The following is a 12,513-nucleotide window of genomic DNA, read 5'->3' on the forward strand; positions in this document are numbered from 1 at the left end:
GCAAGATGTGTGCCTGTGGGCACAATCTTGATTACTCCCGATGGTCGCAATAAAAGGGAGATGTTTAAGGGAAAAATAGAATAGGTTAAATTAGCAACTAATTTGACGCAACCTCTTAATTGAAATTGCATCTATTAAATAGATATATTACTAGAATTTTTTAAAATTTATAAAATGAAAAAATTTCTTCAACCTATAATCCTGATTACAATCAGCATAATTTTATTTAGTTGCACTAGTGCTGAAGGTGAAACTGAAGATACTTTCACCAATATTGAAGGTACGGTGCAGGGGTCTACTTCTTGTAATACCGAGAAGGAAGAACTTGCCTATGAAATAGTTCCTAGTAACATTGAACTTTCTGTAAACTTTATTATAACAGCCACTTTACCTGATGACCTCAAAGAAGAAGGGCTAAGAATAAAATTCGATATGAAACCTTCAGGAAAGTATATTACCTCGTGTACAGCCAATTTTTTGCCTGATCAGTTCTACGAAGTTTTTAATGCAACAAAGTTGAGTGATAAACAATAAGTTTTAGCGGAACATAGATTTCCTAGTTCTTAAAATTTACTTTTTTCATCTGGAGCATTTTCCTTTTGTAAATGAATTGAAAACCATTGTAGATTAGGATGAATAAGAATTCATGTAAGTTTCATTTACTTCTTTCAGCGCCATCGCATTACCTTTTTATGCCTCTCATCTATAAGCGTTGAAATTATAGAGGAGTTATAAATAGCTTTTTAGCGGTTTATGCACTCCGGTTAATTTCAAGGCTAGTTTTTTTTAGCAGGAAAAGGTAAGGTGATGTAAAAAGGATTTTTAAAGAAATTCTGAAATCCTGATCGGTGAATTTTAGTTACTGCCTAGCGGACTTGAGCTAAAAAGCTTTTCTAGTAATATTCTTATCGTATTTTATTTTCAAAGCTTTTTGGCTCGTGTCCAAGACAATTTATAATGAACCTCTTTTGCTGAAATGGAGCTTTTGCGGAGTGGAAGTAAAAGTGGTAAATGACTGGATTAATCTATTTTTCCGTGAAAAAATTACCGCTATTACTGGCTTCGGAAGATTTTTCCGTGAAAAATTATTTTCAAATTTTCAGAACTAAAATAATTTAATCTCATTTAGCATCAAAAAGCCCTATAATTTACGAAAATGACTACCCAACACTGCGTAGCGTGTTATCCTCTTGCTTAACAAATTTAAAAAATTCCTTTTCTATTAATTTTTAATTATTCTAATGAATCTAATGATAATTTGACCTCTTTTTTGTAGATTTTTGATATTGAAGAAGAAAAGTCATTTTCAGGTTTATTGATAGTTTTATTAGTCCATGTCCAGCTATTAACATGTAAATGTGCTGCAAAATCTCCGAAGTGACAACATACGGCTGGACAACCAGAATGACATCTCTTAAATTTATTCTTAAGTATTTTTACATTAGAATATAAAATTTGCTTTTCAAAAAAAACATCTGATAAAACACCTGGACCTGTGCTTTCTAGAACATCACATTCATGAATTATTTTTTGATCGCATCTATTTATCATTTCTTTAATTAGTTCTACCCAGAACGGATGCTTTGGTTTACTTCCAAACATATAATTCCCAATTTGCCGGATACCTGTAAAATTAAATCTTTTGTCTTGAGGTTTAGTATAAACAATTTCTTCAGCTAAAACTAAATCAAATGAACATAATTCATTCAGACTCTTAAAACTATGCATATCAAGATCTAAATAAAACCCTCCTTTTAAATAAACTATAAGAACTCTAAACAAATCAATCCTTTGAATATTAATTGGATATGATTCATATATTTTTAGAAGAATTGGAAATTCCTTTTGGATAATATGTTTAATATCAGAATCATCGTAAAATTTAATATCCCAGTCTGGATGATTAGTTTTTATACTTTGGTAAGTTTTTTGAAATTTTTCAGGAACTTTTTTTTCCTTATAAGTTATATGAATTATTTTAGGAATTATTTTTTTTAACTTTACCTCCTCATCAAGCGTATCAAATATTGGATTTTCAAGTGTGCTATCTAATTTTAATGAGTCATTTTCGCCATAATTATTTTTTTTGACAAGTCTTCCAATAAATTGTGAATCAGACTCATTAAGTTGATAGCTATGTTGTTTTATTTCTTTCTGTTCTTCTATTGAGAGGTTTTCATTTACAGTTTTTATTTGCAGATTTGGAACATCATTAATTAAGAATATTTTATTAGATTTTTCAAAAATTTCTTCTAAATAATCGTTTAAATTTGAATATCGCTTCCGTAATAGTTCTTTTTTTTCACACATTAATGTTTCTAGCCATAGTTTTTTTGCTGATATATATGCTTTTTCTTGGTTTGAATCAAATAAAACTATGTAGTTTACTAAGCAAATAGGCATTTTCTTTAATACAATAGCATGATACTGGTATTGTATTTTCGCTGCATGATACCAGTTTGTTTCTTCCCATATACAGATGTATCTACCATTAATTTTACTAAAGCCATAATCAAACATTTGATCAATAGAGCAATTCAACTCAAATCCGAAAATGTTATAATTATGATACTTATTCAATAATTTTTTCTTTTTACCGTTAAAGTCTTTAAACACAATAATTAATTCTTTTTGATCATATGTCTGGGAAATAAACTGGGATATTGATTTCTTTAACTTTTTTGAATCTTCTACAGATACACATATGCATGAAATAAGAGGATTATTGATTAATTCCATAGTAGATATTTTTGAAACTTTAATACTTAGTAACTGGATATTCATCAAATCCGGAATAAATTATTTTACACTGTTAGATTTGAATGAAAATTTAGCTAATTAAAATAGACATTAATTTAATTTAACAATTTCGAGTGAAAACCGTATTATTTTATATTTAATTATATTGAAATATATCTTTAACCTTATAAAATATTCGTTCAGCTACACTTAAGTCCTCAGTTATAATTTCAGCATTACCTAATAGTTCTTGAGTAAATTTGAAATTTTTATGGTATGATGTTTCAATACCATTCGGCAACGATATATAAACCGTATAATTATTATCAGAATTTGGAGAAATTGACAAATTGGATACTTTTCCGATTAGCATACCATATTGTTGGTATGGATAATTGTCTAATTTAACAAATACTTTTTGTCCAACTGTAACTTTACCAGCGTTCTGAGCAGGAATAATTAATTTACCTACCAAAGTAGATGTGTCTATTGGTAAAATAGAGAAAACAATAGTGCCGGAATTTACAAATTGGTTGCGTCCCCAAAAATCCTGAAATCCAATTACCCCATTTATGGATGAGGATAATACGTAATTGTACTCCCATTTCCTTATTGCTTCTTTTAGTAAATCGTAAGATTGATTTAAATTACTTGCATATCGGGTTTTATCTTCCTGCTCATTAATCCGTGTTTTTTTTAAGTTTTGGCTCGCTGCTGAAATTGCTTCTGTTATTTGAGAAATAGAAATTGCCATTGCGCTTACATTTTTTTTCATTTGTAAAATCTCCAATTGCTTTAATTCATATTCCTTCTGCGAGATAACTCCTTTCTCAAATAAAATCTTTTCTCTTTCAAAACCTTTCTGATTTAAAAAGAATTCTTGTTCCAACAATTCCTTTTGAGTGATTTGATTGCTTAGCCGTTTTTTTAGCTCCAATAGAGATATTTGGTTTCCATCTAATTGATTTGAATAGGGATCGAGATCTTTTAATAAAAAATAATCAACATAACTTTTTTCAAAATTTAAATAGGCAGAATTCACTTCTCCCAATATTAATGAGGATGTTTTCTCCAAAGGAAAATGAAAATTTTTTAAATTTAATGGAACCGAATCAATAATATGTTTTAAATAATAAATATCTTCAAAATCAGCAGTATTTCTCAAAATAGCTAATTTTTGACCAGCTTTAACTGTATCTCTATTTTTAATGAAAATCTTATCTAAAGCGCCCGAGGATCTCGCCATTACCATTTCTGTTGGTTGTTTGGTAGTTACTAACACTTTGGCCTGAACGAAATCGGGATATTTGATTAAAAAAGACAGGAACAGAATAATACATATAAACATAAAAATTAGTGTAATCCCCCATCTAACAATCCAGATAGGAGGATTAGTAAGAATCTCCTGTACCTCTTCAGATCTTAACTGTAAATCATTTTGTGATTCTTCTTTACACATCAGAAATTCTCGTATTACTTAATTTTTCCAATTCCAACTGGTTTTTAACTAAATTATAATAGGCACCCCTGGAATTCAATAAATCATTGTGTTTTCCAGATTCTATGATTTTACCATCATCAACAACTAGTATTTGATCTGCATTTTTTACAGTGCTTAGTCGATGTGCAATAATAACTACCGTTTTATTATGGAAAAATCTATTCAAATTTTCCATAATAACAAGTTCATTTTTAGCATCTAAGGCGGAGGTCGCCTCATCAAAAAATAATAAGTTTGGATTTTTATAAACTGCCCTTGCAATAAATAAGCGTTGTTGTTGCCCTGTGCTTAAACCGATGCCTTCATTTCCAATTTTTGTGTTAAAGCCTAATGGTAAAGATTGAATAAATTCGTAAATATTAGCAATTTTAGTAGCGTGAATTAAACGATCGTGATCTATACTATCTTCACCAATAACTATGTTATAAGCTATAGTATCGTTAAATACATAGCCTTCTTGCATTACTACACCACAACTGTCTCTCCAGGCTTTATGTGAAATGGTATTTAAATTATTTTCTCCATAAAAAATACTCCCTTTATCTATATCGTAAAATTTTAGTAATATTTTCATCAAAGTAGTTTTACCACTTCCACTAGCCCCAACAATTGCTGTGATCGTATTAGTGGTAATTTTCATACTCATTCCCTTAATTACAATTTCATCACTTCCGGTGTATCGATATGTAATATTATTTACTACCAAGTCTTGATTTCGTTTTATTTGAGAAATCAGTTTTTTTTGCTTATTCTCTTCATCATCTTTGTCATGAATTTCTCCTAGGCGTTCCAAACTTATTTTGGCATCTTGGGCTATTTGTATAAAGCTAACTAATTGACCTATAGGACTGTTTAGTTGTCCTATAATATATTGAATAGATAACATCATTCCTAAAGTGATATTCCCGTCAATTACTAAAATTGCTGAAGTAAAGGTGATTAAAATATTTTTTATCTCATTAATAAAGGCAGAACCAACACCTTGAGTTTGTTCCAATGTCAGACTCTGCATAGATACTTTAAATAGTCTTGCCTGAACATATTCCCATTTCCAACGTTTTTGTTTTTCAGCATTATGCATTTTTATTTCCTGCATTCCATTGATAAGCTCAATAACAGTACTTTGTTCCTCACTTGATTGTGAAAATCGTTTATAATCCAATTCTTTCCGTTTCTTTAAAAAGAAAAAAATCCAAAGGATATAAATAATGCTTCCTATAGCAAATATCAGGAAAATAGAAAAGCTATAATAAATAAGCACCGCTCCGAAAATCAAGAGGTTTGTCATGGAGAAAAGCGTATTCAATGTATTTCCAGTTAATAAACTTTCTATTCGTCTATGGTCACTAATCCTTTGCATGATGTCTCCAGTCATACGGGTATCAAAATAGGCAATAGGAAGGTTCATAAGCTTTATAAAAAAATCAGATACCAGAGAAATATTAATACGGGTACTAAGGTGCAAAAGAATCCAGCTTCTGAAAATATTGACTGATGACTGGCCAACAAAGAGCATTAACTGAGCAATTAAAACTAAATATATAAAATTAATATCTTGGTTTTGTATACCAACATCTACTATGCTTTGTGTTAGAAAAGGAAATATCAATTGTATTAGACTACCTACAAATAAACCAATAATCAGTTGTGTAAATAACTTTTTATACTTAGAGAAGTATTGTAGTAAAAAACCAAAAGATTTTTTATCAGATTCCTTCCAATCTAGTAGTTTAAATTTAGGAGTGATTTCTAATAAAAGTGCGATGCCTTCTTTAGTTTCTTCTGTAGCATTCCTACCAATCCATTTAGATATAAATTCTTCTTTAGAGTAGTTAATCAATCCGTAAGAAGGATCCGAAACATATATAATGCTTCTTTTTATTTTGTAGACTACCACAAAATGATTTTTATCCCAGTGGACTATAAGTGGCAGAGGTGCTTCTTTAAATTTATTGAAGTTCAATTTAACTGCCAAAGATTTAAATCCAATACTCTCAGCAGCATCGCTTAAGTTTAGCAAATTACTACCTGCTCTTGTTGTTTCAGATAAATCACGAATTTCCTGCAACGTGATTAGTTTACCATAATATTTGGCTATTATACGTAAGCAGGTAGGGCCACAATCTTTAGAATCAGGTTGTTTGTAAAATGGGAATGGTTTTTTCAATTCAAACTTTTAGATAATTTAATTGTCAAATTCATCGCATTCCTATTAAATCTGAAAAAGTTATTTTAATTGTTTGAAATTTTCAGAGCAAACAAGGTAGGAACACAATCTTCGTATCAGCTGTTTGTGAAATGGGAAGTTTTTATTTAATATTATTAATTATCTTCTTAAAAACTATGCTGTCCGAAGGATGAGGTGAATTATTCAAAACAATCTGATTTTGTTTATTAAATATTATATATCTCGGAATCCAATTAACTTTTAAGGATTTTCCCAAAGGCGAATTTTTACCATTAATAACTAAGTATTGATTACGTACATTAAGATAACTTCCAAGTTCTTTTGATTTTTTTAACCATTTGTCTTTATCGTTATCTATGGATAAATAAATCCATTCTACATTATTTTCGATAGATAACTTATCTTTAAAATTTTGAGCTTTTTTTATTTCACTTATACAAGGGGGACACCAACTTGCCCAAAAATCAAGAACTCTTATCCTTTTGTTGGACCGGCTGAAAATTTCACCTAATGTTAAAGTGTCTCCATATTTACTGAGCAATTTTGTGTTTAATGCTGATTCTGAAAGTTTTAATTCGAAAGAATCTAAATCTTCTGCTAAATCAACTATATCTCTGGTGTATTTAGAAGAAGGGTATTTTTTTACAAAATTATTAATTTCATTTCTAAAAAAAAAGGAACTTTGTTTAGTGTTTGCAAAACCCTTATCATGATAAATAGCTATAAGAGAAGCTATTGCGAATTCTTTGATTTTTCCCTCAAAATTACTATCTATAACTGCTTTTTCTGCTAAAAATTTCTGCTGAGAATATTTCGGATGACCAGAAGTTTCGAAGTGATTTCTTATAAGTGCGGGTAAAACAGATTTAAAAGAGAGTAAACTTAAATGGTTCTCATCTTTAAAATCATCTATCGTAATATCTCCTAAATAGTTTTTGGTATTAAACAATTGTTCTTTACTACCATACTCTTCTTGAATAATTGGAGATAATCCATCTGGATCAACCAAGTAAATAGAGTCTTGCTTTTTTTGTGTTCTAGGATTAATCAATTCAAATAAGTGCCAATATTTCAAATCTGACTCTATAAAATTTATAAATGTCTGCGATTTAATATTATGTTTCTCTATATAACCGTTGAAAAAATCTACTTTTTTGTTGTATATAGAATCAACCCTGGTTTTATATTCTATAATATTACCTTTATAAGAGTTCAGCATATAATTTGGCGTAGAGTCCTTTAAATTTGAATAAAAATTGTATTCATCTGCTTTATCCCCTTTAATTAGTAATTTTTTATTTTTTATTTCAAATATGATTGTATCTTCTGGTTTTAGAATAAACTTTGCGGAGTACAATATATTATCAGTAAAAGAAAACATATCAATTAATTGTGGTTCTGTAATAGAATCAATCTTCAATGTTAATGAGTCTCCAATTATTTCTATCTCATCGTAATAATTATTTAATTTAAGTGATAACGACGATTTATTAATTATATTAAAATATTTAAAAGCTTTTAAATTATCCGTTTTTCCAATAATCATAGCCTTTTCTAAATCTTTACCATTAGCACTTTTATTATTCTGATAGTCTGTATTGGATTTATTATGATGATTGCAGCTAAAAAAAACAATTATTATTATGATATTAAATATTGTATTTCTCATTCTTATTGATTATTAATTAAATACAGGGAAAGACACTTGTCTTTCCCTGTAATAAACTACCATGCTCCTGAACATATCCAACTAGTGCTTGATGGAGAACTATAATGACACACAGTTTCACAATAATCACATTGTCCGACATATGTTTCGTAAGTAATATTTCCACCCGCCTTACAAGAACATAGACCATCACCAGAGCCGCCTTGATACCCACCATAGCCGCCAAACACAGATTTCAATTGTTCTCTTTGAAGCAGATCATCCGCTCCAAGTTTAAGTTTCTGTAAACTTAATTTTTTCATAATAAAGACTTTAAAAATTGTTAATTAGCCCAGAACATTTTAGACCATCTGGGTTTTGGTCTTTCTTTCGTAAAAGAAATATTATAAAAAGCCAAAGTAGTTGCTTTTATAATATTTCTTTTAAATCTTGTATGCTATATTCTCTTGGCAATTCATATCCATTTATAAAAATAGTGGGGGTATGAGTAATATTTTCTGCTTTACACCATTTTCGCATAGCTTCTACCTTACTTATTTGTTTTTTTAACTCCCCATTCATTGGATATTTACGTGCGAATACCTCATAATTTTTTTGATCGGCTAAATACCAGTCATCAAGTGCTTGTTTAGTTTTCTTTCTATTATAAAAGTCATCAATAGCTAAGAAATGACTAACTGGTTTACCATTTCTATCATCGATAGATTCAGCTGTAAATAGTATTTGTAAATTTATTTTACCAGTGTTAACCAACTCTTCTAATATAGGGTGTGCATTCGCACAAGGCCCACAGTAAGGATTACAGACTTTAATTATATTGTATTTCGCAGTAGAATTAAATATAGATATACCCAAATCTTCAGTAGAATTACTTATTTTTCTTGATTTTAATAATAAGCTTTCTAAAACTACGGGATTATATTTTATTTTATTGAACTTCTGTTTATAGATATTAGTTTCCTTTTCAGCTTCTAACAACGGCTTAATAAGTTTCCATGCAAGTAATGGCACTAACAGTAAAGCCAAAAAAAGAGGTATTGTATTAATTTGAATGTTTGAGTTATAAAAATTTCCATAAAATGAAACAAATATTTCAAAGCTCAACACTACCTGAATAATAACACAAAATTTACACCACTGTTTAATTATGAAAGCTTGATAGTATAAAGAATAAATAATCACGGGTAAGGTTATAAAACTAATAATACCTAATATATATAAGGTATTGGATGAAAACTGTTGTAAGATTAAAAAACTTAAAGTACCTAAAAAATAGGCGAAACTCAGTTCACTTAAACTTAGAGTGTCTTTAAATAATTTTGAATGTTTAGAATTCAAAACAGAATTACAATTGATTTTTTTATTATTACCAGTACAAAAATTTTGCAAGGTTGGGTTATATTGGTCAACATCAAACCATAGTAACATACCACCAACTAGTAAACCTGTTATTTTCAAAATGGTGTAAAGAGCAATATAAATAGCTGGAATAAAATCACTTTTAGATTCGGAATTAAAGAAAGTTCCCAAAATCCAAGTAAAAAGTAATAATCCTATGCCTATTTTTAAACCATATAATAAGTTTTTCGAAAACAACTTCTGCTCTATATTGATTTCGCCAGATTCTTCTGTAGCTTCCGCTAATAAACAAATACCCGTCCAAATTTTAAAGAATTCTTCCTTAGCAACTTTAGTAAGTTTGTTTTTATCATCAAAATATTCAACTCCCTTATTTGAAATCTTGTTTAAAACATAGAATAGCGAAGCTCCATCTTTTTTAACTTGTACAAGACAAGGAAGGGGGATATCATTAATCTTCTCTTCGTTGATATTGATAGCTAAATTTTCTATCTTAAACTTTAGTAGAGTATCAGAGACTGCTAATAGACTAGGGTGATCTGGATGAGATAAAACACTATCCTCAATATATTTCTTTGTATTTTTGACTCTAAGGAGTTCTAAAATTTTTTTTATAGCATTTACACTATTATCCATAAATTGGTTTTTTTAAGAGTTGGAATTGTTGAAAATAGTGTAGGGTACTAAATCGTTTTAAAACTAGAAAAAATGGAATTCAACATTCTTAAATAAATGTTAATTTTTGTTAAAAATACTTAAAGCTATTTTATGTTAATCTTAAGAAATGCCATTCAACACCTTCTACGAAAGGTCATCTGGAGCATATGACCATTTTATGAAGAAATACAATACATATAGGCACAGTAATGTTAAAATATACAATCACCTAAAACCAAGTTGGCTTAACATTTATAGACAACTGAGCTCAAGATTTACAAACTTCCTATTGAATATACCTGGTATTTAGCAATGGCCTTTATTAAATTCAATAAAAAAATCATCTGCTATTCAACTTCAGCTGTAACATCTGAAACATTTCTGTAAAACAACGGAAGGGTAGCTGATGCACAGGATCCGTGGTGATATGGCAAAGGGGGAAATTGCCTCGGGATAAAAGGTATGATTAAATTATATGAGAGTCATTTTAGAAACCTTACAATACTCATAAATATAAATTTAAAGCATCAACGTAAGAGCCGACCATGGCTGTAACAATCAATACGGAAAATTAAATCTTAAAATAACCTTAACAAATAGCCGAATTCGAAATTTTTAAGATAATGAATATTTGACTCTCACAAAAAGGGAAAACTTAATGAATAATTTCCATCCACTTCCTAGCAAAATCTCTAGGTATATAAATATTGCAGATTAATGGAACTACACTTAAGTGAATTCAACAGAAATATCTTAGGATGAGCTTAAATACTTTTTAGTAAAGAAAACCAACATTGTCGGATTTCACCATAAAATCGATTACCAAAATTTATAGGGTCCTACAAATTAATTCCCATTTATTTTTTTCTTTTCTCTTATTACTTGGTCTAATTTGCTCATGTCAGAGCTTAATTTATTTTCCATCACCCTTGCGTAAATCTGTGTTGTGGATAATTTTGTATGCCCTAAAAGTTTTGAAACCGTTTCGAGAGGCACCCCATTAGAAAGGGTAACAGTGGTGGCAAAGGTATGCCGCGCGGAATGAAAGGTAATGTGTTTTCTCACTTTTGAAGCTTTCATTACTTTCTTTACATATTCATTCATCTTTTGATTGGATCTTACCGGAAACAAATATTTACTAACAAGGTCAAACCGTTTTTCCCGGTATTTTTTCAAAATAATATCGGCTTTATAGAGTAGTGGAGCTTTTACAGGTTCATTAGTTTTTTCACGTTTGGTATATATCCAGTTTTTACCGTCCATTCCTTTGACAATATGATCTTTGGTGAGTTCTTTAAGCTCACCATAAGTAAGCCCGGTATAACAGGAAAATAGAAACATATCCTTAACCCGTTCCAGGGATTCACTTTTAAAATAGGTTTCTTCGACCATATTTAGTTCACGCTCGGATAAGAATTGACGATCATTCTTTTCAAACTTCATTTTATAATTCTGGAAAGGGTTCTTTTCCAGCCATTCTAATTTAATGGCCAGGTTGATCATTTTCTTAAAGCGTTCCAGATGTTTCATAGTTCCATTCGTTCCGCAGGTTTTTCTTGCTTTTTTAGCCCGGTAATTCCTGAGGAACATTTCAAATTCGGTAATGAACTGGTAATCGATCTGCTTCAGGTACACATCATTGGTTTTCTTCTTCTTTTTTAGAAACTCATTCAGGTATTTTGCAGTGGTACTATAATTCTTTAGCGTGCCCCATTTAAGGACGCCTTTCATTGTTTTATTATGATAATCAATAATGTCCTTGAGGGTTTTATGCTCTTCATCTAATCCCAGGTAGGAAGCTTTGACTTTATCGGCAGTGATTAAGGTATCCTTATCCAGAATTCTCTTTTGGGTGTCGAGTAATTTGGAGTAAACCTGGTCTAAATAACTGTTTAGTATTTTAATCCTTGGGGAAGTTCCTTTAAGTCGTCCTTTGGAACTATCCCATTCATTCACTGAAGTTTTCCTCTTTAGGCTCATTTCAGCGCATTTTCCATTTACCGTAATACGGGCGTAAATAGATAATTCTTTTTTGTTCCGATTAAGTTTTCTTGTAAAGAAAAGCACGGAGAATGTAGTAAAATCAGGCATTTCGAATGTCTTTAAGTTAAACAATAAGTATTAAAGACGAAAGTCAAATCAATCAAATGATCATTCTAAGATAGTGAAATGCTGGAAAGAAAGTATTCACCGAATCATTCACTGGATAGGGTGATATCAAACCATATCAAATGATATCGTAAAAACAAAAAACACTGAAAATCAATAGATTAACAGTGTTTTTATATCCTTTTAAAGAAGGTTCGTCGGGGTGGCAGCCTTTATTTTCTGCTCCCGTAACATCAATAAATTCAGTACTATTCTTTATTTTCTTATCCTGCGGTAACCGAATAGGTAACT

8 protein-coding genes are annotated in these 12,513 nt (G+C 30.0%); 1 reads left to right on the plus strand and 7 read right to left on the minus strand.

The window, feature by feature from the left end; all coding sequences use genetic code 11:
* Positions 1–174 precede the first annotated feature (174 nt).
* Positions 175–534 (plus strand): hypothetical protein, encoded by a 360-nt coding sequence (locus BM084_RS13745; RefSeq protein WP_093305512.1) that lies wholly within the window; start codon positions 175–177, stop codon positions 532–534.
* A gap of 699 nt (positions 535–1,233) precedes the next feature.
* Here the strand turns inward: BM084_RS13745 and BM084_RS13750 are convergent.
* The 7 genes from BM084_RS13750 to BM084_RS13780 all read right to left on the minus strand — a co-directional run bounded on the left by BM084_RS13750 (position 1,234) and on the right by BM084_RS13780 (position 12,204).
* Positions 1,234–2,739, minus strand: a complete 1,506-nt coding sequence (locus tag BM084_RS13750) for a glycosyltransferase family 32 protein (protein ID WP_177195710.1) — start codon at positions 2,737–2,739, stop codon at positions 1,234–1,236.
* 157 nt (positions 2,740–2,896) lie between these two features.
* Complete coding sequence (locus BM084_RS13755; RefSeq protein WP_093305516.1) at positions 2,897–4,198, minus strand: HlyD family secretion protein; 1,302 nt, start codon at positions 4,196–4,198, stop codon at positions 2,897–2,899.
* Positions 4,191–6,407 carry a peptidase domain-containing ABC transporter gene (locus BM084_RS13760; RefSeq protein ID WP_093305518.1) on the minus strand — a complete coding sequence of 739 codons (2,217 nt, stop codon included), beginning with the start codon at positions 6,405–6,407 and terminating at the stop codon, positions 4,191–4,193. The genes BM084_RS13755 and BM084_RS13760 overlap by 8 nt, the downstream gene beginning before the upstream one ends.
* 142 nt (positions 6,408–6,549) lie before the next feature.
* On the minus strand, positions 6,550–8,097 hold the full coding sequence (locus BM084_RS13765) for a TlpA family protein disulfide reductase (protein WP_093305520.1): 1,548 nt from the start codon (positions 8,095–8,097) through the stop codon (positions 6,550–6,552).
* A gap of 56 nt (positions 8,098–8,153) precedes the next feature.
* A complete protein-coding gene (locus BM084_RS13770) occupies positions 8,154–8,399 on the minus strand; it encodes a hypothetical protein (RefSeq protein ID WP_093305522.1) in 246 nt (81 codons plus the stop codon).
* A gap of 106 nt (positions 8,400–8,505) precedes the next feature.
* Positions 8,506–10,092: a vitamin K epoxide reductase family protein gene (locus tag BM084_RS13775; protein WP_093305524.1), complete on the minus strand. Its 1,587-nt coding sequence runs from the start codon at positions 10,090–10,092 to the stop codon at positions 8,506–8,508.
* 867 nt (positions 10,093–10,959) lie between these two features.
* Positions 10,960–12,204: a site-specific integrase gene (locus BM084_RS13780; protein ID WP_093305527.1), complete on the minus strand. Its 1,245-nt coding sequence runs from the start codon at positions 12,202–12,204 to the stop codon at positions 10,960–10,962.
* Positions 12,205–12,513: the final 309 nt, after the last annotated feature.

This window comes from Salegentibacter agarivorans (assembly GCF_900113135.1).
GTDB classification, from domain to species: domain Bacteria; phylum Bacteroidota; class Bacteroidia; order Flavobacteriales; family Flavobacteriaceae; genus Salegentibacter; species Salegentibacter agarivorans.

Coding starts and splice junctions, on each gene's coding strand:
- BM084_RS13765 (WP_093305520.1), bottom strand. CDS start 8,097: ATGAGAAATACAATATTTAATATCATAATAATAATTGTTTTTTTTAGC.
- BM084_RS13755 (WP_093305516.1), bottom strand. CDS start 4,198: ATGTGTAAAGAAGAATCACAAAATGATTTACAGTTAAGATCTGAAGAG.
- BM084_RS13775 (WP_093305524.1), bottom strand. CDS start 10,092: ATGGATAATAGTGTAAATGCTATAAAAAAAATTTTAGAACTCCTTAGA.
- BM084_RS13745 (WP_093305512.1), top strand. CDS start 175: ATGAAAAAATTTCTTCAACCTATAATCCTGATTACAATCAGCATAATT.
- BM084_RS13780 (WP_093305527.1), bottom strand. CDS start 12,204: ATGCCTGATTTTACTACATTCTCCGTGCTTTTCTTTACAAGAAAACTT.
- BM084_RS13750 (WP_177195710.1), bottom strand. CDS start 2,739: ATGGAATTAATCAATAATCCTCTTATTTCATGCATATGTGTATCTGTA.
- BM084_RS13770 (WP_093305522.1), bottom strand. CDS start 8,399: ATGAAAAAATTAAGTTTACAGAAACTTAAACTTGGAGCGGATGATCTG.